Raw genomic sequence first — 20,850 nt, forward strand, 5'->3', positions numbered from 1 at the left:
GGAGTTACATGTCGCCGGTGGAAATCACCCCGGAGTTCAACCCGCTGCGCCTTCCGTCAGACCGCCGTCTCAATCGCATCGCCGGACCGAGCAGCCTCATCATCTTCGGGGTGACGGGCGACCTCGCGCGCAAGAAGCTGATGCCCGCGGTCTACGACCTGGCCAACCGCGGCCTGCTGCCCCCGGGCTTCGCGCTCATCGGGTTCGCTCGCCGCGAGTGGGAGGACCAGGACTTCGAGAAGGTCGTCTACGAGGCGGTGAAGCAGTACTCGCGGACGCCGTTCGACGAGGACGTGTGGCACCAGCTCGCCCAGGGCATCCGCTTCGTGCAGGGCACGTTCGATGACGACGAGGCGTTCGAGCAGCTGAAGCTCGTGACCGAGGAGCTCGACCGCGAGCGGGGCACGATGGGGAACCACGCGTTCTACCTCTCGATCCCGCCGAAGTCGTTCCCCCTGGTCACCGAGCAGTTGCGCAAGTCGGGGCTCGCCGACCAGAGGGACGACGCCTGGCGTCGCGTGGTCATCGAGAAGCCGTTCGGCAGCGACCTGAAGACGGCGCGCGAGCTGAACGACGTCGTCGAGTCGGTCTTCCCGGCCGACGCGGTGTTCCGCATCGACCACTACCTGGGCAAGGAGACGGTGCAGAACATCCTCGCTCTGCGCTTCGCCAACCAGCTCTTCGAGCCGCTCTGGAACGCCAACTACGTGGACCACGTGCAGATCACGATGGCCGAGGACATCGGCGTCGGTGGTCGCGCGGGCTACTACGACGGCATCGGCGCGGCCCGGGACGTCATCCAGAACCACCTGCTGCAGCTGCTCGCCCTCACCGCCATGGAGGAGCCGGTCGCGTTCAACGCGGAGGCCCTGCGTGACGAGAAGGAGAAGGTGCTCTCCGCCGTCCGGCTGCCGAAGGACCTGTCCACGGCAACGGCCCGCGGTCAGTACTCCTCCGGCTGGCAGGGTGGCGAGAAGGTCATCGGCTTCCTGGACGAGGAGGGGATGAACCCCGAGTCGACGACGGAGACGTTCGCGGCCATGCGCCTCGACATCGGTACCCGTCGCTGGGCGGGCGTGCCGTTCTACCTGCGCGCGGGCAAGCGCCTCGGCCGCCGCGTCACCGAGATCGCGGTCGTGTTCAAGCGCGCGCCCCAGCACCTGTTCGTGGAGAGCCAGACGGCGCTCCTCGGTCAGAACGCGCTCGTCATCCGTGTCCAGCCCGACGAGGGCGTGACGATCCGCTTCGGCTCCAAGGTCCCCGGTGCCGGCATGCAGGTGCGCGACGTGACCATGGACTTCGGCTACGGCCACGCCTTCACGGAGGCCAGCCCCGAGGCGTACGAGCGGCTCATCCTCGACGTGCTGCTCGGCGACCCGCCGCTGTTCCCCCGTCACCGCGAGGTGGAGCTCTCGTGGCAGATCCTCGACCCGATCGAGGAGTTCTGGGCCACGCAGGGCCAGCCGGACCAGTACCGCCCCGGAACCTGGGGGCCGGACTCGGCCGATGAACTGCTTGCCCGCGACGGAAGGACCTGGAGGCGGCCATGAGAGTCGATCTGCCCAACACCACTACAGCCAAGATCTCGAAGACGCTCGTCAAGATCCGCGAGGAGGGCGGCGCCGTCGCCCTCGGCCGCGTGCTCACGCTCGTGATCTCGACCACGCTCGGCGCCGAGGAGGAGGCCATCGAGGCCGCCAACGACGCGTCGCGCGAGCACCCGATGCGCGTGATCGTCGTGTCGACCGACATGGACGGATCGCAGAGCGACCCCGACGCGAACGCCCGCCTCGACGCGGAGATCCGCGTCGGCGGTGACGCGGGCGCGAGCGAGGTCATCCTGCTCCGCGCCTACGGCGCCGCGGCGAGCGACGAGGAGGGCCTCGTCACGGGCCTGCTGCTCCCCGACGCCCCCGTCGTGGCCTGGTGGCCGGGCGTCGCGCCCGCCGTCGTGTCCACGTCGCCGCTCGGCCGCATCGCCACCCGCCGCATCACGGACGCCTCGACCGCGCAACCCGCGGGAGATGCTGCAGCACCTCGCGCACACCTACGCGCCCGGCGACACCGACTTCGCCTGGACCCGGCTCACGCTGTGGCGTGCGCTGCTGGCCGCGGTGCTCGACCAGCCGCCGTACGAGCCCGTCACGTCCGTCGAGGTGCACGGCGCGAGCGACTCCCCCTCCACCGTCCTGCTCGCCGCGTGGCTGGGCCTGCAGCTCCAGGTCCCGGTCGACCACGCCATCACGACGCGGGCGACCGGCTCGAGCGGCATCCACGGCGTGCGCCTCATCCGCGCGTCCGGGGCCATCGAGCTCGAGCGGCCGGTGGCGAACATCGCGACCCTGGTGCAGCCGAACCAGCCGACGCACGACGTGAGCCTGCCGCGCCGCAGCCTCCGCGACTGCCTCGCCGAGGAGCTGCGCCGGCTCGCGCCCGACCCCCTGTACGGTGAAGTTATCCGACACGGGCTCGAGCAGCTGACCACGGGGAACATCCCCGTGGTCGAGGCGGAGTCCGCCGACACGAAGGCGTCTTGATCTGTGACTAACGAACGACGGGTACTCGTCCACGACACCATCGACGCGCTCGCGTGGTCGGCGGCGGCGCGGTTCTACACGAAGCTCACGGACATCCTCGACGACCAGGACATCGCGCACATCTCGCTGACCGGCGGCACCGTCGGCACGCGCGTGCTGCAGAGCATCGCGTCGTCGCCGTCGAAGGCCGGGGTCGACTGGACCCGCGTGCACTTCTGGTGGAGCGACGAGCGCTTCGTGCCCCGGGCCTCCGAGGAGCGCAACGAGGGCCAGGCGCGTGCGGCCCTGCTCGACCTGATCGAGGTGCCGGAGGAGAACATCCACCCGATGCCGTCGACGGACGACTACGACGACCTCGACGCGGCGGCCGAGGCCTATGCGGCCGAGCTCGCCGAGCACTCCTGGGAGGACCTGCCGTACCCGCCGTTCGACATCACCTTCCTCGGCGTCGGCCCCGACGGGCACATCGCCTCGCTGTTCCCGGACAAGTCGGGCGTGCTCGTGCGCGACCGCGTCGTCATCCCGGTGCGCAACTCCCCCAAGCCGCCGCCCGAGCGCCTGTCCCTCACGCTTCCGGTCATCAACGCGTCGAAGCGCGTGTGGATGGTGCTCGCGGGCCCCGACAAGGCGTCGGCCCTCGGCCTCGCCCTCGCGGGTGCCGAGCTCGCCGAGGTGCCCGTCGCGGGGGTCAAGGGGCGCAAGCGCACCGTGTTCTTCGTCGACCGCGACGCGGCCCGCGACGTGCCGGAGAACCTCTTCCTGAGCGCCTACTGACGGCGGGGGGGACGCGACTCCCCCGAACGACGAAGAAAGCCCCGGCCTCTCGGCCGGGGCTTTCTTCGTGCCTGTTCGGGCGTCAGTTCTGAGCGCTGAGCTTCCCGCGACGGGCGCGCAGCTGCTGCAGCGCCTCCTCGAGAAGCTGGGCGGCCTCCTCCTCGCTGCGACGCTCCTTTACGTACGCGAGGTGGGTCTTGTAAGGCTCGAGCTTGGCGACCGACGGCGGGTTGTCCTTGTCCCGTCCTGCGGGGAGTCCGGACTGCGGGGAGTCGATCGTCTCGGGGATCTCCTCGTCCGGAAGGTTAGCGGCGAAGTAACGGACGGTCTCGTTGCCGAGCGCGTCCCAGTACGAGACGGCGACGCGCTCCGCGTGGAAACCGCGGTCCTGTTCGCCCATGGGGCCTGCGCCCACTCGCGATCCTCGGATCGCGCTTCCTCCTGATGCCATGTGTCCTCTATTCGTCGGGTGTCGGGTTTCTCGGTGGGCGCCCTCCGGCGCCCGGGTACGGCCTAGACGCCGGCGTCGAACTTGGTGATGAGACCGAGAACGACGATGCAGGTGATCCAGACGAGACCCAGGATCACCGTGATGCGATTCAGGTTCCGCTCGGCGACGCCCGACGCACCGAGGTTGGAGGTCACACCACCGCCGAACATGTCGGAGAGCCCGCCGCCGCGACCGCGGTGCAGCAGGATGAGCATGGTGAGCAGGAGGCTCGTGATACCGAGCAGCACCTGCAAGATGACCTGGAGGATTTCCACTCAGAGCCTTTCGAGACGCGAGAATAAGTCGTGCGGCCGCGAGGGGCCACAGACGATCATAACAAAGCGGTGCCCCCGACCGGTGCGCCGCACCGATCGGGGGCGGAACGCCTGCCCGGAGCGCCTCCGGGTCAGACGCCCACGTGCTTCTGGTACCGCACGATGTTGGCGAACTCGGTGAGGTCGAGGCTCGCCCCGCCGACGAGCGCGCCGTCCACGTTCGGCTCGCGCATGAAGCCGGCGATGTTGTTCGCCTTGACGGATCCGCCGTAGAGGATGCGCGTCTTGCCTGCGACGTCCTGGCCGAGGAGCTCGGCGAGGACCGACCTCAGCTGGGCCGCGACCTGCTCCGCCTGCTCGGGGGTCGCCGCCTGTCCGGAGCCGATGGCCCAGACGGGCTCGTATGCCACCACGATGTCGGCCGCCGTGTCGACGCCCGCAAGGGCGGCGCGCAGCTGGGCGACCGGTACCGCGCTGGGTCCGTGCTTCTCGAGGTCCTCCGCGGTCTCGCCGACGCAGATGATCGGCACGAGGTTGTGCTTCAGCGCGGCGGACACCTTGGCGGCGACCTGCTCGTCCGTCTCGTTGTGCAGGGTGCGCCGCTCGGAGTGGCCGATGATGACGTAGCTGCACTCGAGCGCGGACAGGAAGGCGCCGGAGATCTCGCCGGTGTAGGCGCCGGAGTCGTGCGCCGAGACGTCCTGCCCGCCGAACACGATCGGCAGCTTGTCGGCCGCGATGAGTGTCTGCACGCTGCGCAGATCGGTGAAGGGCGGGAACACCGCCACCTCGACCGTCGTGAAGTCGTGCCTGGCGTCCTTGAGGCTCCAGGCCAGCTTCTGCACGAACGCGATCGCCTGCAGGTGGTCGAGGTTCATCTTCCAGTTGCCCGCGATCAGCGGGAGCCTGCCGTTCAACGCTGCCATCCGAGCACCTCCAGACCGGGCAACCGTTTGCCCTCCAAGAATTCGAGGCTCGCGCCGCCTCCGGTCGAGATGTGCCCGAACGCGTCGTCCGCGAAGCCGAGGGCGCGGACGGCCGCTGCGGAGTCGCCACCGCCGACGACGCTGAGCCCGTCGACCTCGGTGAGTGCCTGCGCGACGGCACGCGTCCCCTCGGCGAACGCCTCGAGCTCGAACACGCCCATCGGACCGTTCCAGAACACGGTCTTCGCGTCGCGGATCTCCGCGGCGAAAGCCCTCCCGGTCTCCGGTCCGATGTCGAGCCCCAGCCCGGAGGCTCCGAACGGGGAGTCCTCGATTGCGTCGGCGGGCTGCACGACGTGCTCCGCGTCCGCGCCGAACTTTTCCGCCACGACGATGTCCGTCGGCAGCACGATGCGCACGCCGCGCTTCTCGGCGTCGTCGAGGTAGCCGCGGACCGTGTCGAGCTGGTCGGCCTCGAGCAGGCTCTTGCCGACGCTGTGCCCCTGGGCGGCGAGGAAGGTGAACACCATTCCGCCGCCGATCAGGAGCGTGTCGACGCGGGGCAGGAGGTGCTCGATGACGCCGAGCTTGTCGGACACCTTCGAGCCGCCGAGCACGACGGCGTACGGACGCTCGGGCGACTCGGTGAGCCGGTCGAGCACCTCGAGCTCGGATGCGATGAGCGAGCCCGCGGCGCTCGGCAGCAGCGAGGCCAGCTCGTACACGCTCGCCTGCTTGCGGTGCACGACGCCGAAGCCGTCGGACACGAAGGCGTCGGCGAACGCCGCGAGCTTCTCCGCGAAGGAGCGGCGCTCCGCCTCGTCCTTGCTGGTCTCCTCCGGGTTGAACCGGAGGTTCTCCAGCACGAGCACCGAGCCGTCCGTCAGCTTCTCGACCGCACTCGCGGCCGCCTCGCCCACGGTGTCCTCGGCGAACGCCACCGGGGCGCCCAGCAGCTCGGACAGCCGCTGTGCGACCGGCGCGAGGCTGTACTTGGCGTCCGGCGCACCGTCGGGGCGACCGAGGTGCGACACGACGATGACGCGCGCGCCCGCGTTGACCAGCGTGTTGATGGTGCCGAGGGAGGCGCGGACCCGACCGTCGTCGGTGATCGCGCCGTCCTTCAGCGGGACGTTCAGGTCACAGCGGAGCAGGACGCGCCTGCCGCCGAGCGACCCGAGGGACTCGAGAGTGCGAAGCGCCACGGGCTCGGTGTCCTCCGGGGTCTAAAGACGCTCGGCGACGTACTCGGTGAGGTCGACGAGACGGTTGGAGTAGCCCCACTCGTTGTCGTACCAGCCACCGACCTTGACCTGCGTGCCGATGACCTTGGTCAGGCCGGCGTCGAAGATGCAGGAGTGCGGGTCGCCCTGGATGTCGCTCGAGACGATCGGGTCCTCGGTGTACTTGAGGATGCCCTTGAGCGGGCCCTCGGCGGCGGCCTTGTACGCGGCGTTGACCTGCTCGACCGTGACGGACGCGCTCGTCTCGATGGTGAGGTCGGTGATGGAGCCGGTCGGCACCGGCACGCGGAGGGCGTAGCCGTCGAGCTTGCCGACGAGCTCGGGGATGACGAGGCCGAGCGCCTTGGCGGCACCGGTCGACGTCGGGATGATGTTGAGGGCGGCGGCGCGGGCGCGACGCAGGTCGCTGTGGGGGCCGTCCTGGAGGTTCTGGTCCGCGGTGTAGGCGTGCACCGTCGTCATGAGGCCGCGCTCGATGCCGAACTCGTCGAGGAAGACCTTGGCGAGCGGCGCGAGGCAGTTGGTCGTGCAGGACGCGTTCGAGATCACGTCGTGGGTGGCGGGGTCGTAGGTGCCCTCGTTCACACCGAGCACGAGCGTCGCGACGTCGTCGCCGGAAGCGGGAGCGGAGACGAGGACCTTCTTGGCGCCGGCCTCGATGTGCTTGCGCGCGTCGACGGACTTGGTGAAGCGGCCGGTCGACTCGATGACGATGTCGACGCCCAGCTCGCCCCAGGGGAGGTTGGCGGGGTCGCGCTCCTCGAGCACCTTGATCGGCTTGCCGTTGACGATGATCGAGTCGCCCTCGAGCTCGACGGTCGCGTCGAGGCGTCCGGTGATGGAGTCGTACTTGAGGAGGTGCGCGAGCGCCTTGTTGTCGGTGAGGTCGTTGACCGCGACGATCTCGAGGTCGCTCCCCTTGGCCAGCGCGGCCCGGAAGTAGTTGCGGCCGATGCGGCCGAAGCCGTTGATTCCGATCTTGACTGACACAGTGCTCCAGTTACTTCTGGCGTCCGCACGGACGCGGTGGTGTGGGTGACGAGAGAGAGCGGGGGCCCCCGTAAAGGGACCCCCGGTGCGCTACGACAGTAGCAGCAGGCCGTTCGTCTTCTCGCGGGCGACGAGGAAGCGCGCCTGCACGTCGGCCCAGTTGGTGATGTTCCAGAACGCCTTGACGTAGTCGGCCTTAACGTTCACGTAGTCGAGGTAGAAGGCGTGCTCCCACATGTCGAGCATGAGCAGCGGGATGGTCGCCGCGGCGAGGTTGCCCTGGTGGTCGTACAGCTGCTCGATGATGAGCTTCTGGCCGAGCGAGTCCCAGGCCAGGATCGACCAGCCGGAGCCCTGGATGCCGAGCGCGGAGGCGGTGAAGTGCGCACGGAACTTGTCGAACGAGCCGAAGAACTCGTCGATCGCCGCGGCGAGCTCGCCGGTCGGCTTGTCGCCGCCGTCCGGGGAGAGGTTGTTCCAGAAGACCGTGTGGTTGACGTGACCGGCGAGGTTGAACGCCAGGTCCTTCTGCAGCTTGTTGACATAGGTCAGGTCGTCCTTGTCGCGGGCCTCGGCCAGCTTCACGAGGGCCGTGTTCGCGCCGTCGACGTAGGTCTTGTGGTGCTTGTCGTGGTGGAGCTCCATGATGCGACCGCTGATGTGCGGCGCGAGGGCCGAGTAGTCGTAGGGCAGTTCGGGCAGTGCGTAATCAGCCATTGATATCTCCTCTATCGAGCCCGTCAGGCACAGGCGGACGGCCGGTGCGCGGGCGACGTTTTCGAGTCTAGTCCCGCGTGATCAGGTGCTGGAGGGCCGGGGAAACGGCTCACACGTCCTCGAGATCGGGCGGCAGATTCGCGTCCGTTCCCGGGATCCCCTCGTCGGCGGCCTTCTTGTCCGCCATGGCCAGGAGGCGGCGGATCCGGCCCGCGACGGCGTCCTTCGTCATGGGCGGGTCGGCGTGGTGACCGAGCTCGTCGAGGCTCGCGTCGCGGTGCTTCAGGCGCAGCTCGCCGGCGTAGCGCAGGTGCTCGGGGATGTCCGGCCCGAGGATCTCCATGGCCCGGTCGACGCGCGCGCACGCCGCGACGGCGGCCTGGGCGGAGCGGCGCAGGTTCGCGTCGTCGAAGTTCACGAGCCTGTTGGCGGTGGCGCGCACCTCGCGGCGCTGGCGCATCTCCTCCCACGCCGCGACCGACGCGGTCGCCCCCATGAGGACGAGCATGGCGCTGATGGCCTCGCCCTCGCGCAGCACGACGCGGTGCACGCCGCGCACCTCGCGCGCCTTGGCGGCGACGCCGAGTCGTCCGGCGGCGCCGACGAGCGCCATGGCCGCCTCGTTGCCGGGGCAGGTGATCTCGAGCGCGGCGGACCGGCCCGGGTCCGTCAGCGAGCCCTGTGCGAGGAACGCCCCGCGCCAGACGGCGCCGAGCTCCTCGCGCGATCCGGTGGTGAGCCGGTTCGGCAGGCCCCGGATGGGCCGGCGGCGGGCGTCGAGCAGGCCCGTCTGACGGGCGAGCGTCTCGCCGTCGAGCACGCGGACCAGGTAGTGGTTGGTGCGGCGCAGCCCGGATGCGGAGATCACGGAGATGTCGCTGCGCACGCCGTACAGCTCGGCGAGGTCCTTGCGCACCCGGCGCGCGAGCTGGGCGGTGTCCAGCTCGGACTCGACCGCGATGCGGCCGGAGATCAGGTGCAGTCCCCCCGAGAACCGCAGAATGGTCGCGAGCTCTGCGGCTCGGACCGTGGTCTTGCTGACCTCGATCCGGGCCAGCTCCTCTTTGACGTCGGCTGTCAGAGCCAATCCAGTGTTCTCCCTTGCGAGTCTCGGCTGTTCACTCGCGTCCGAGGTCGCGGTGCTTCACGTTCACGGCGACGCCGGGAAGGTGGCGGAGGCGCTCGGCGAGCTCCTCGGCGACGGCGACCGACCGGTGCATTCCCCCCCGTGCAGCCGATGGCGATCGTAGCGTGTCTCTTGTTCTCCCGCTGATAGCCGGCGAGCACGGGCGCCAGCGCGCGGGCGTACTGCTCGACGAACTCGGCGGCGCCCTCCTGGGCGAGGACGTAGTCGCTGACGACGCGGTCCTTGCCGTTGAACGGCCGCAGCTCGGGCGACCAGAACGGGTTGGGCAGGAAGCGCATGTCGGCGACCATGTCGACGTCGGTCGGCAGGCCGTACTTGAACCCGAAGCTCATCAGCGTGACCCGCACGCCGGGCGCGTCAGTCGCGCTGAACTCCTCCGTCACCTTGGTGGCGAGCTGGTGGATGTTGAGCTCGGAGGTGTCGATGATGATGTCGCTGGCCTCGCGGATCTCGACCATGCGCCCGCGCTCGGCCGTGATGCCGTCGAGCAGCGTGCCGTCGCCCTGCAGCGGGTGCGGCCGGCGCACCTGCTCGAAGCGGCGCACCAGGGCGGCGTCCGTGGCCTCGAGGAAGAGCATGCGCAGCTCGCGGCCGCCACGGAGGTTCTGCACGATGTCGCGCAGGTCGAGGAAGAACTCGCCGCCGCGCACGTCGACGACGGCCGCGATCTTCGGCAGCTTGTCGCCGGCACGGCTGCTGAGGTCGACGAGCGGCTTCAGCATCTGCGGGGGCAGGTTGTCGACCACGTACCAGCCGAGGTCCTCGAGCGCGTTCGCCACCGTGGAGCGGCCGGCCCCGGACATCCCCGTGACGATGAGCACCTGGTGCTGGTCGGATTCGTCGGTCATCGAACCTACGCTTCCTGCTCTTGGGTCTATTGACCCGATCAAGCCTAACCCCGGGTCGAGCCGGCCCGCGCCGAGCGGCCCGATCACTCTGCGGGGTGCAGGGCGTCGAAGACCACCTGCGCGAGGGTCGGGCCGATGGTGCGCACGGAGGCGATCTCGTCGACGTCGGCGGCCTTGAGCCGGGAGACGGAGCCGAAGTGCTTGAGCAGGCGCTGCACGCGGGACGGGCCGAGCCCGCGGATCTCGCTCAGCTGCGACGTGATGTCGCGCTTGCGCTTGCTGCGCTGGTACGTGATCGCGAAGCGGTGGGCCTCGTCGCGGATGCGCTGGATGAGGAACAGGGCGTCGCTGTTGCGCGGCAGGATGACCGGGTAGTCGCTGTCCGGGAGCCAGATCTCCTCGAGCCGCTTCGCGATGCCGGCGAGCTGGATGCCCGTGACGCCGGACTCGGCGAGCGCCCGTGCGGCGGCCTGGACCTGCGGCTGGCCGCCGTCGACGAGCAGCAGGTTCGGGCTGTAGGAGAACTTCTTGATCTCGGCGTCCTCCTCGCTCCTCTTCGGCTCCTCCCCCAGGTACGCCAGCCGCCGGGTCAGCACCTGGTAGATCGACTCCGTGTCGTCCGTCGACTCGGGGATGCTGAAGCGCCGGTACTGGTCCTTCCGCGGCAGGCCGTCCTCGAACACCACCATCGAGGCGACGATGTTGGTGCCGCTGAGGTGCGAGACGTCGAAGCACTCCATCCGCAGGGGCGCGTCCGGCATGCCGAGCGCCTCCTGGATGTCGGTGAGCGCCTGGGACCGCGCGACGAAGTCGGAGCTGCGCCTGGTCTTGTAGAGCAGAAGCGACTGACGGGCGTTCGTCTCCGCCGTCTCCGCAAGGGCCTTCTTGTCCCCGCGCTGCGCGACCTTCAGGTCGACGTTGCCCGCGGACACGCGCCCGGGACCGGGCGCCTCCTCCCGCAGGCCCTCGCGGCGCCGCTCGCCGAGCCAGAGCTCGAGCTCCGCGGCGTCCTCGGGGAGCTCGGGCACGAAGACCTCGCGGGGCGGGTAGATGTCGTCCTCGTACGCGTTGTGCAGCACGGTCTCGACGAGCTCGCCGATCCCGATGTCGAGCTCCTTGTCCACGACCCAGCTGCGCGTTCCGCGGATGCGGCCGCCGCGCACGATGAACTGGTGCACGGACGCGGCGAGCTCGTCCGCGGCGATGCCGAAGACGTCGGCGTCGACCCGGTCGCCGAACACGACCGCGGTCTTGCTGAGCGCCGCCTCGAGCGCGCCGATGCTGTCGCGGTACCGCGCGGCCGACTCGTAGTCCATCTCGGCGGCGGCGGCCTTCATCTCCCGGTTCAGCTGGGCGATGTAGCGCGAGTCGTTGCCGCCCATGAAGCTCACGAAGTCGTCGGCGATGACGCGGTGCTCCTCCGCCGTCACGCGGGCGACGCAGGGCGCGGCGCAGCGGCCGATGTCGCCGAGCAGGCAGGGGCGGTTCGTCTGCTGGGCGCGCCGGTAGATCGTGTCCGTGCAGCTGCGCATCGGGAAGACCTTGAGCATGTGGTCCACGGTGTCGCGGATCGCCCAGGCCTTCGTGTAGGGCCCGAAGTAGCGGGCGCCCTTGATCTTGCGATTGCGGGTGACGAGCACCCGCGGGATCTCCTCGCCGAGCGTCACGGCGAGGTACGGGTACGACTTGTCGTCCCGGAACTGCACGTTGAACGGCGGGTTGAACTCCTTGATCCAGGTGAACTCGAGCTGGAGCGCCTCGAACTCGCTGGCCACGACGGTCCACTCGACGCTGTTGGCGGTCGTGACCATGCGCCGGGTGCGCTCGTGCAGGCTCGGCAGCGGGGCGAAGTAGTTGCTGAGCCTGGCCCGCAGGTTCTTCGCCTTGCCGACGTAGAGCACGCGGCCGTTCTCGTCGCGGAACCGGTAGACGCCGGGATCGGTCGGGATCTCGCCCGTGCGCGGGCGGTAGGGAAGGGCGTTCGACATCGCCTAGTCGTCGCCGAGCACTTCGCGCAGGAAGAAGCCCGTGTGGCTCGCCTCCACCTTCGCCAGCTGCTCCGGGGTGCCGGTCGCGATGATCGTGCCGCCCCCGGCCCCGCCCTCCGGCCCGAGGTCGATGAGCCAGTCCGAGGACTTGATGACGTCGAGGTTGTGCTCGATGACGATGACCGTGTTGCCCTTGTCGACGAGACCGTTCAGCACCATGAGGAGCTTCCGGACGTCCTCGAAGTGCAGGCCCGTCGTCGGCTCGTCGAGCACGTACACGCTGCGGCCGTTCGACCGGCGCTGCAGCTCGGTCGCGAGCTTCACGCGCTGCGCCTCGCCGCCGGACAGGGTCGTGGCGCTCTGACCGAGGCGCACGTAGCCGAGGCCGACGTCGACGAGGGTCTTCATGAAGCGGTGGATCGACGCGATGGGCTCGAAGAAGTCCGCCGCCTCGGCGATCGGCATGTCCAGCACCTCGGCGATGTTCTTGCCCTTGTAGTGGATGCCGAGGGTCTCGCGGTTGTACCGCGCTCCCCCGCACACCTCGCACGCGACGTACACGTCGGGCAGGAAGTTCATCTCGATCTTGATGGTGCCGTCGCCCGAGCACGCCTCGCAGCGGCCGCCCTTGACGTTGAAGCTGAACCGGCCGGGCAGGTAGCCGCGTGCCTTCGCCTCCGCCGTCTCGGAGAAGAGGTTGCGGATCTTGTCGAACACGCCGGTGTAGGTCGCGGGGTTCGAGCGCGGGGTGCGGCCGATCGGGTTCTGGTCGACGTGCACGACCTTGTCGAGGTTCTCCAGGCCGGTCACGCGGCTGTGCTTGCCGGGCACCTTGCGGGCGCCGTTGAGCCGGTTGGCGAGCACCCGGTACAGGATGTCGTTCACGAGCGAGGACTTGCCGGAGCCGCTCACGCCGGTCACGGAGATGAGCGTCCCCAGCGGGAACGCCGCCGTGACATCCTTCAGGTTGTTGGCGCGCGCCCCGACGACCTGGATCTGGCGTGACCTGTCGATCGGCCTGCGCTTCTTCGGCACGTCGATGGCCTTGCGCCCGGCGAGGTAGTCACCGGTGAGCGACTCCTCGTTGCGGATGAGCTCCTCGTACGAGCCGGAGTGCACGACCGTGCCGCCGTTGACGCCAGCGCCCGGGCCGATGTCGACCACCCAGTCCGCGGTGCGGATGGTGTCCTCGTCGTGCTCCACAACGATCAGGGTGTTGCCGAGGTCGCGGAGCTTGACCAGCGTCTCGATGAGCCTGCGGTTGTCCCGCTGGTGCAGGCCGATGCTCGGCTCATCGAGCACGTAGAGCACCCCGGTGAGGCCGGAGCCGATCTGCGTCGCGAGGCGGATGCGCTGGGCCTCGCCGCCGGACAGCGTCGCGGCGGCGCGGGAGAGGTTCAGGTAGTTGAGGCCGACCTCGATGAGGAAGTCGAGGCGCACCCGGATCTCGCGCAGCACCTGGGCGGCGATGTGCGCCTCCCTATCGGTGAGCTTCAGCTGGGCCATGAACGCCTGGGCGTCGGAGAGGCTGAGCTCCGCGACGTCGGCGATGTTCGAGCCGTGCACGAGCACGGCGAGCACCTCGGGCTTGAGCCGGCGGCCGTCGCAGACCGGGCACGGGATCTCGCGCAGGTATTCGGCCCAGCGCGCACGCTGGGTGTCCGTCTCGGCCTGGGCGTACTGCCGCTCGATGTAGGGGATGACGCCCTCGAAGCCGGAGGAGTAGGTCATCTCGCGGCCGAAGCGGTTCTTCCAGCGCACCTGCACCTCGAAGTTGTCGCCGCGCAGCACCGCCTCCTTGACCTTCGGGTCGAGCTTCTTCCACGGCGTCGAGAGCGAGAACTTGAGGTCGCGGGCGAGGCCGGCGAGCAGCTTCTCGTAGTAGTTGAACAGCCCCTTGCCCTGGGTCGTCCAGGGCAGGATCACGCCGTTCTTGATGCTCAGGCTCTCGTCACCGATGAGCAGCTCCTGGTCGACGGACATGCGCGTGCCGAGGCCGGAGCACTCGGGGCAGGCGCCGAACGGGGCGTTGAACGAGAACGTGCGCGGCTCGATCTCGGTGAGCTGCAGCGGGTGGTCGTTCGGGCAGGAGAGCTTCTCGGAGAACGAACGGAGGCCGCCCGGGCCGTCGACGTCCACGAAGTCGATGGCGACGGTGCCGTCGGTGAGGCGCAGCGCGGTCTCGAGGGAGTCGGTGAGCCTGCCGAGGATGTCCGGTCCGGCGACCAGGCGGTCGACGACGACGGAGATGTCGTGCTTGAACTGCTTCTTCAGCGTGGGCGGTTCGCTCAGCGACACGCGCTCCCCGTCGACGACGGCGCGCGAGTAGCCGGTGGACGCGAGCTCTTTGAAGAGGTCGACGAACTCGCCCTTCTTCTGCGACACCACCGGGCTCAGCACCTGGTAGCGGGTGCCCGGCTCGAGCTCCATGAGGTGGTCCGCGATCTGCTGCACCGTCTGGCGGGAGATCTGCTCGCCGCAGATGGGGCAGTGCGGCACGCCGATGCGCGCCCAGAGCAGGCGCATGTAGTCGTAGATCTCGGTGATGGTGCCGACCGTCGAGCGCGGGTTGCGGTTGGTGGACTTCTGGTCGATCGAGACCGCGGGGCTCAGGCCCTCGATGAAGTCCACGTCCGGCCGGTCGACCTGGCCGAGGAACTGGCGGGCGTAGGCGGAGAGCGACTCGACGTAGCGGCGCTGTCCCTCCGCGAAGATGGTGTCAAAGGCGAGGGACGACTTGCCCGAGCCCGAGAGTCCCGTGAAGACGACCAGGGAGTCCCGGGGGATGTCGAGGTCTACGTTGTGGAGATTGTGGACGCGTGCACCACGGACGCTGAGCTTGGCGGAGACGTCCACCTCGGAAATTGACACTCTAGATATTTTAGGCGCTGCCACCGACACTCCCCTGTGGGGTTCCCCGAGGGCGTAACCGGAAGTGGGACGAAGCATGACGCTTGACCCGACCGTGCTGCTCGCCGGCCCACGCGGACGGCGGCTGTGCCTCGCCGTCGCGCTCCGCGAACTCGACGACGGCGGCGTCCCCGCCGGCGAGGACGCCCAGCTTCTCCGGCAGGCGGTCCTCCTCGCCGCGCACGCTCTCGACCCGGGGCGGGGAACGTCCGGCGTCGTCCTGTTCGGCCCCCGCGATGACACGGGCCCGGTGCCGACGCCGTCGCCCGCCGAGGTCGCCCCGCTTCTCGATCGGGTGCCGACCGCCGGTTCCGACGAGGGAGGCCTGCTGCTCGCGCTCGCCGACACGGTCGACCTCGCCCGCTACTGGCAGGAGCCCGACGGCGAGGATGTGCTGGCGGCCACCCCGGAACTGCGGGCCCCGCTCGCGCGGATCGCGGCCGCGATCGCCGGCTCGCCGCACTCCGCGTGGTGGGCGACGCCCGCCGCTCGGGAGCAGTGGACGGTCGCGTTCGACGGACTGCCGAGCCCCGGCGCCTCGGACGCCGGGCGGATGCGGGAAGTCGTCGAGCGCTGGCGAGCGGCCACGATCGCCGAGGAGGCGGCCGCGCGACGCGACCGGCCGAGCGACCCCGCGGCGCCGTGGAGCGGCACGTGGTGGTCCCGCCCGCCCGCCGACCTGATCCGGACGACGCGGGCGCTGCCGGGGCGGGGACCCGTGGGACTGCGCCTGGTCGAGGACGGCCTGGGCTGGGAGGCGGCTGCGGCCCGGCGCGCTCACATCCCGGCCGGCGCCCGCGTGCTCGAGATCGACGGCCCGGAGGCATGGGCGGAGCTGTGCCGTCGCTTCCCCCTCGACGTCACGTCCTCGCGACGGCACGACTGGTATCGCGCGACCGGCAGGAACGGGCGATGGGTCGTCCCCGACTGGTCGGCGGTGCGCGGGAGCGTCGACGCGGTGCACCTGTCGGTGGCGGGCTACCTGTCGACGGCCGGCCGCGCGATCGCTGTCGAGGGCGATGCGGCGTCGGTGCTCGCCGGGTGGGACCCGGACGCCACGTTCTGGCTTACCGACGTGCGCGTCGACCCGTCGACGCGCGAGCGCTGGGTGCGCGAGCAGGGCACCGACGACTGGGTGCCGACGGCGTCCTGATCGCGGCCCTCGATTCCCCTAGACCAGGTGGCCCGCCTTCGACATCTGGCGCAGCTCGCGCTTGAGGTCGCCGAGCTCGTCGCGGAGGCGCGCCGCCAGCTCGAACTTCAGCTCCCCCGCCGCCTGCAGCATCTGCTCGTTGAGGTCGGCGATGATCGACTCCAGCTCGTTGGCGCCGGAGGCCGCGAGTCCCTCGCGACGCAGGTTCGGCGTCGGCGACCGCTTGCCCGCCTGGCGGCCCTCGAGCAGCTTCTTGGTGTCCTGGCCCTCGCGCACGAGCGCGTCCGTGATGTCCGCGATCTTCTTGCGCAGCGGGGTCGGGTCGATGCCGTGCAGCGTGTTGTACTCGATCTGCCGGGCGCGGCGACGGTCCGTCTCCTCGATCGCCTTCTGCATCGAGTCGGTCATCACGTCGGCGTACATGTGCACCTCGCCCGAGACGTTACGGGCGGCACGTCCGATGGTCTGGATGAGCGAGGTCGACGAGCGCAGGAAGCCCTCCTTGTCCGCGTCGAGGATCGCGACGAGCGACACCTCCGGCAGGTCGAGGCCCTCGCGCAGCAGGTTGATGCCGACGAGCACGTCGTACACGCCGCTCCGCAGCTCGGACAGCAGCTCGACGCGGCGCAGGGTGTCGACGTCGGAGTGCAGGTAGCGCACGCGCACGCCCGCCTCGGCGAGGAAGTCCGTCAGCTCCTCGGCCATCTTCTTGGTCAGCGTCGTCACGAGCACGCGCTCGTCCTTCTCGGTGCGCTGCTTGATCTCCTCGAGAAGGTCGTCGATCTGACCCTTGGTGGGCTTGACCACGATCTGCGGGTCGACGAGCCCGGTCGGGCGGATGATCTGCTCGACGACGCTGTCGGTGATGCCCAGCTCGTAGCGTCCGGGGGTCGCGGACAGGTAGACGGTCTGGCCGACCCGGTCCTTGAACTCGTTCCAGCGCAGCGGCCGATTGTCGAGGGCGCTCGGCAGGCGGAAGCCGTGGTCGACGAGCGTGCGCTTGCGGGACGAGTCGCCCTCGTACATGGCGCCGATCTGCGGCACGGTCACGTGCGACTCGTCGATCACGACGAGGAAGTCGTCCGGGAAGTAGTCGAGCAGGCAGTGCGGCGCCTCACCGGGCGCGCGGCCGTCGATGTGCCGCGAGTAGTTCTCGATGCCGGAGCAGAACCCGATCTGCTGCATCATCTCGATGTCGAAGTTGGTGCGCATGCGCAGGCGCTGGGCCTCGAGCAGCTTGCCCTCGCGCTCGAGCACGGCGAGCCGCTCCTCGAGCTCCATCTGGATGGTGCCGATGGCGCGGTTCATCACGTCGCGCTCGGCGACGTAGTGCGAGCCGGGGAAGACGGAGACGGAGTCCATCTTGCGCACGACGTCGCCCGTGAGCGGGTGCAGCGTGTACAGCGCCTCGATCTCGTCGCCGAACATCTCGATGCGGATGGCCAGCTCCTCGTACATCGGGATGATCTCGATGGTGTCGCCGCGCACGCGGAAGTTGCCGCGCGAGAAGTCGACGTCGTTGCGGTTGTACTGCATGGAGACGAACTTGCGGATGAGGTCGTCGCGGTTGATGCGCATGCCGACCTGCAGCGCGATCATGGCGTTGATGTACTGCTCCGGCGTGCCGAGGCCGTAGATGCAGGAGACGGTGGAGACGACGATGACGTCGCGCCGGCTGAGCAGCGAGTTCGTGGTCGAGTGCCGGAGGCGCTCCACCTCCTCGTTGATGGACGAGTCCTTCTCGATGAAGGTGTCCGTCTGCGGAACGTACGCCTCAGGCTGGTAGTAGTCGTAATAGGAGACGAAGTACTCGACCGCGTTGTTCGGCATCAGCTCGCGGAACTCGTTGGCGAGCTGCGCCGCGAGGGTCTTGTTGTGGGCGAGCACGAGCGTAGGTCGCTGCACGGCCTCGACCAGCCACGCGGTGGTCGCCGACTTTCCGGTACCGGTCGCGCCGAGCAGCACGACGTCGGTCTCACCCGCGTTGATGTGACCGGCCAGCTCGGCGATGGCCTGCGGCTGGTCGCCGCTCGGCTTGTACTCGCTGATGACCTCGAAGGGGCGCACGGAACGGGTGGCTTGCATACCTCAAGTTTAAGAGGGACCACCGACATCGGTCCGGCGTGTCCGCTGGGAGCGCAACGCCTCCCGCGGGGCCGGTCTGCCGGTGCCGATCCGCCCTGCCGGAGTGCCCGACCCTGCGACCAAGTGTGGTCGCCCTCTCCGCGGAACCGCGCGATCAGCCCGCCCGCGGGATGGTGCCCCAGAACGCGTCCACCTGGCCGAGGGTCTCCTCGAGCGAGCCGTTGGCGTCGATCACCACGTCCGCAATGGCGAGCCGCTCCGACTCCGGCGCCTGGGACGCCATCCGGCGCAGCGCCTCGACGCGCGACATCCCGCGCAGCTCGGTGAGCCGGCGGATCCGGTTCTCCTCCGTGGCGCTCACGACGACCACGATGTCGAACGGGTGGTCGACGGCGGCCTCGACGAGCAGCGGCACGTCGTACACGACGACGGCCCGCGGGTTCTCGGCCCTGGCCGCCTCGATGAGCTCGGAGGACCGCTTCCGCACCGCCGGGTGAGTGATCGAGTTCAGCAGCGCGAGCTTCTCTGGGTAGGCGAACACGACCGCGCCGAGCGACTTGCGGTCGAGGGAGCCGTCCGGTGCGATGACGCCGGGGCCGAACTCCTCCTCGATGCGCCGCAGCGCATCCGTGCCGGGCTCGACGACCTCGCGGGCCAGGGCGTCCGCGTCGATGTGCACGGCGCCGAGCTCGGCCATGCGCTCGGCCACGACCGACTTCCCCGCGGCGATGCCGCCCGTCAACCCGATCAGGAACACCCGTCAACCCTATTCCGGTCGGCGACGCGCTGACGCGCCTCCCCCGTCCCACCCGCGTCCCCGTCCCCGCCCGCCTCCGAGCCCGTGAGGTGCCCGAATCGGTCGTGTTTTCGGCTCGGGAAGGTCCGAAGCAGGCACCTCAGGGGAATGGGGATCCCGGGAGGCGGAGGAGCGGGGGGCGGGCGGGCGCCGGGGGGAGGGAGGGCGCCGGGGGGAAAGCGGCGGGCGCCGGGGAAAGCGAAGGGGCGGTCCCTCCCGAAGGAGGAACCGCCCCGATGCACCCGTTGCCGGGCGGTGGTGCTTAGGAGTTGCTCGAGAGCTTCTCGCGGAGGGCCGCGAGGGACTCGTCATCGGCGAGCGTGCCCGCACCGGTCGACTCGCTCGTGAAGGAGGAGCCACCGACGGACGTGGTGCCGGTGTCGGAAGCCTCGGCCTCGGCGGCAGCGGCGACCTGCTTCTTGTGGGCCTCCCAGCGAGCCTGGGCGGCAGCGTAGTCCTGCTCCCACTTCTCGCGCTGGGCCTCGAAGCCTTCCTTCCACTCGTTCGTCTCCGGGTCGAAGCCCTCGGGGTACTTGTAGTTCCCCTGCTCGTCGTACTCGGTGAGCATGCCGTAGAGCGCCGGGTCGAACTCGGTGCCCTCGGGGTCCACGCCCTCGTTGGCCTGCTTGAGGCTCAGCGAGATGCGGCGACGCTCGAGGTCGATGTCGATGACCTTGACGAAGACCTCTTCGCCGACCGACACGACCTGCTCGGCGAGCTCGACGTGCTTGCCGGACAGCTCCGAGATGTGCACGAGGCCCTCGATGCCGTCCGCGACGCGCACGAACGCACCGAACGGAACGAGCTTGGTGACCTTGCCCGGTGCGACCTGGCCGATGGCGTGGGTGCGGGCGAAGACCTGCCACGGGTCCTCCTGCGTCGCCTTGAGCGACAGGGAGACGCGCTCGCGCTCGAGGTCGACCTCGAGGATCTCGACGGTGACCTCCTGGCCGACCTCGACGACCTCGCTGGCGTGCTCGATGTGCTTCCAGCTGAGCTCCGACACGTGGACGAGACCGTCGACGCCGCCGAGGTCCACGAACGCACCGAAGTTGACGATCGAGGAGACGACGCCCTTGCGGACCTGACCCTTGTGGAGGTTGTTGAGGAAGGTCGAACGGCTCTCGGACTGCGTCTGCTCGAGCAGGGCGCGACGGGAGAGAACGACGTTGTTGCGGTTCTTGTCGAGCTCGAGGATCTTCGCCTCGATCTCCTGGCCGAGGTACGGCGTGAGGTCGCGCACGCGGCGGAGCTCGATGAGCGACGCCGGGAGGAAGCCACGGAGGCCGATGTCGACGATGAGGCCACCCTTGACGACCTCGATCACGGAACCGGTGACAACGCCATCGGACTCCTTGATCTTCTCGACGTCGCCCCACGCGCGCTCGTACTGTGCGCGCTTCTTGGACAGGATGAGCCGGCCCTCCTTGTCCTCCTTCTGGAGAACAAGAGCCTCGACGCTGTCGCCGACCTGGACGACCTCGCTCGGGTCGACGTCGTGCTTGATGGAAAGTTCGCGGGAGGGAATGACGCCCTCGGTCTTGTAACCGACGTCGAGGAGGACCTCGTCGCGGTCGATCTTCACCACGGTGCCCTCGATGAGGTCTCCGTCGTTGAAGAATTTCAGGGTCTTCTCGACCGCGGCAAGGAAGTCTTCTGCGGAGCCGATGTCATTTACGGCTACCTGCTTCAGTGCCTTGTCGGTCGTTGCGATCGTCATGTAGTAGTTGCTCCAGAATGGACATGGTTCAGGTCACGGACGATGTGGTGCGATTGGCTCGCCGTGACAGGCGAATAGGAGTGCCGCGAGTGCGACATTCGATTCTAGCGCCCGTAGCACGGGCACGCCAGCCCGCGGAACGCCCCGCGCGCCGCGTGCCGCCGCGGGCTGCCGCGGGAGCGCGGGCCGCCGCGGGGCGGCGGGGTGATGCGGGAGCGCGGGGCGATGCGACCCTCCTCCGCCAGGCGGC

15 protein-coding genes and 2 pseudogenes are annotated in these 20,850 nt (G+C 69.4%); 4 read left to right on the plus strand and 13 right to left on the minus strand.

Features of this window, described 5'->3' with window-relative positions:
- Window positions 1-8: 8 nt before the first annotated feature.
- The 3 genes and pseudogenes from zwf (at window position 9) to pgl (ending at window position 3,311) form a co-directional block, all read left to right on the plus strand.
- A complete protein-coding gene (gene zwf / locus DAI20_RS14280) occupies window positions 9-1,550 on the plus strand; it encodes a glucose-6-phosphate dehydrogenase (protein WP_108252016.1) in 1,542 nt (513 codons plus the stop codon).
- Window positions 1,547-2,537: pseudogene (locus DAI20_RS14285) on the plus strand (glucose-6-phosphate dehydrogenase assembly protein OpcA). Before zwf ends, DAI20_RS14285 begins: the two are co-directional and overlap by 4 nt.
- A gap of 3 nt (window positions 2,538-2,540) precedes the next feature.
- Window positions 2,541-3,311, plus strand: a complete 771-nt coding sequence (gene pgl / locus DAI20_RS14290; RefSeq protein ID WP_108252018.1) for a 6-phosphogluconolactonase — start codon at window positions 2,541-2,543, stop codon at window positions 3,309-3,311.
- Window positions 3,312-3,393: 82 nt separating this feature from the next.
- Here the strand turns inward: pgl and DAI20_RS14295 are convergent, their stop codons facing one another.
- The 10 genes and pseudogenes from DAI20_RS14295 to uvrA form a co-directional block, all read right to left on the minus strand.
- Window positions 3,394-3,762 (minus strand): RNA polymerase-binding protein RbpA, encoded by a 369-nt coding sequence (locus DAI20_RS14295; protein ID WP_108252020.1) that lies wholly within the window; start codon window positions 3,760-3,762, stop codon window positions 3,394-3,396.
- A 62-nt stretch (window positions 3,763-3,824) separates the two neighbouring features.
- The gene (secG, locus tag DAI20_RS14300) at window positions 3,825-4,076 is read right to left on the minus strand and encodes a preprotein translocase subunit SecG (RefSeq protein ID WP_108252022.1); all 252 of its coding nucleotides are present in this window, start codon (window positions 4,074-4,076) and stop codon (window positions 3,825-3,827) included.
- 131 nt (window positions 4,077-4,207) lie between these two features.
- On the minus strand, window positions 4,208-5,002 hold the full coding sequence (tpiA, locus tag DAI20_RS14305) for a triose-phosphate isomerase (RefSeq protein WP_108252024.1): 795 nt from the start codon (window positions 5,000-5,002) through the stop codon (window positions 4,208-4,210).
- Window positions 4,990-6,207, minus strand: a complete 1,218-nt coding sequence (locus tag DAI20_RS14310) for a phosphoglycerate kinase (protein WP_108252026.1) — start codon at window positions 6,205-6,207, stop codon at window positions 4,990-4,992. Before DAI20_RS14310 ends, tpiA begins: the two co-directional genes overlap by 13 nt.
- Window positions 6,208-6,228: 21 nt before the next feature.
- A complete protein-coding gene (gene gap, locus DAI20_RS14315) occupies window positions 6,229-7,236 on the minus strand; it encodes a type I glyceraldehyde-3-phosphate dehydrogenase (RefSeq protein ID WP_108252028.1) in 1,008 nt (335 codons plus the stop codon).
- A gap of 90 nt (window positions 7,237-7,326) precedes the next feature.
- Window positions 7,327-7,953, minus strand: coding sequence for a superoxide dismutase (locus tag DAI20_RS14320; RefSeq protein WP_108252030.1), 627 nt, complete (start codon window positions 7,951-7,953; stop codon window positions 7,327-7,329).
- A gap of 109 nt (window positions 7,954-8,062) precedes the next feature.
- Window positions 8,063-9,040, minus strand: a complete 978-nt coding sequence (gene whiA / locus DAI20_RS14325; RefSeq protein WP_108252032.1) for a DNA-binding protein WhiA — start codon at window positions 9,038-9,040, stop codon at window positions 8,063-8,065.
- A 31-nt stretch (window positions 9,041-9,071) separates the two neighbouring features.
- Window positions 9,072-9,948: pseudogene (gene rapZ / locus DAI20_RS14330) on the minus strand (RNase adapter RapZ).
- 83 nt (window positions 9,949-10,031) lie between these two features.
- Window positions 10,032-11,936: an excinuclease ABC subunit UvrC gene (gene uvrC / locus DAI20_RS14335; protein WP_108252034.1), complete on the minus strand. Its 1,905-nt coding sequence runs from the start codon at window positions 11,934-11,936 to the stop codon at window positions 10,032-10,034.
- Between the two features lie 3 nt (window positions 11,937-11,939).
- Window positions 11,940-14,807, minus strand: a complete 2,868-nt coding sequence (uvrA, locus tag DAI20_RS14340; RefSeq protein WP_240606089.1) for an excinuclease ABC subunit UvrA — start codon at window positions 14,805-14,807, stop codon at window positions 11,940-11,942.
- Between the two features lie 76 nt (window positions 14,808-14,883).
- On the opposite strand from uvrA, the gene DAI20_RS14345 reads away from it, so the two are divergent.
- On the plus strand, window positions 14,884-15,999 hold the full coding sequence (locus DAI20_RS14345; RefSeq protein WP_108252038.1) for a hypothetical protein: 1,116 nt from the start codon (window positions 14,884-14,886) through the stop codon (window positions 15,997-15,999).
- Between the two features lie 18 nt (window positions 16,000-16,017).
- On the opposite strand, the gene uvrB is transcribed toward DAI20_RS14345, so the two are convergent.
- The 3 genes from uvrB to rpsA form a co-directional block, all read right to left on the minus strand.
- On the minus strand, window positions 16,018-18,084 hold the full coding sequence (gene uvrB, locus DAI20_RS14350; RefSeq protein ID WP_108252040.1) for an excinuclease ABC subunit UvrB: 2,067 nt from the start codon (window positions 18,082-18,084) through the stop codon (window positions 16,018-16,020).
- A 154-nt stretch (window positions 18,085-18,238) separates the two neighbouring features.
- Complete coding sequence (gene coaE, locus DAI20_RS14355; RefSeq protein ID WP_108252042.1) at window positions 18,239-18,841, minus strand: dephospho-CoA kinase; 603 nt, start codon at window positions 18,839-18,841, stop codon at window positions 18,239-18,241.
- A 301-nt stretch (window positions 18,842-19,142) separates the two neighbouring features.
- Window positions 19,143-20,600, minus strand: a complete 1,458-nt coding sequence (gene rpsA, locus DAI20_RS14360; protein WP_108252044.1) for a 30S ribosomal protein S1 — start codon at window positions 20,598-20,600, stop codon at window positions 19,143-19,145.
- Window positions 20,601-20,850 lie beyond the last annotated feature (250 nt).

This window comes from Planctomonas deserti (assembly GCF_003067705.1).
Lineage (GTDB): Bacteria > Actinomycetota > Actinomycetes > Actinomycetales > Microbacteriaceae > Planctomonas > Planctomonas deserti.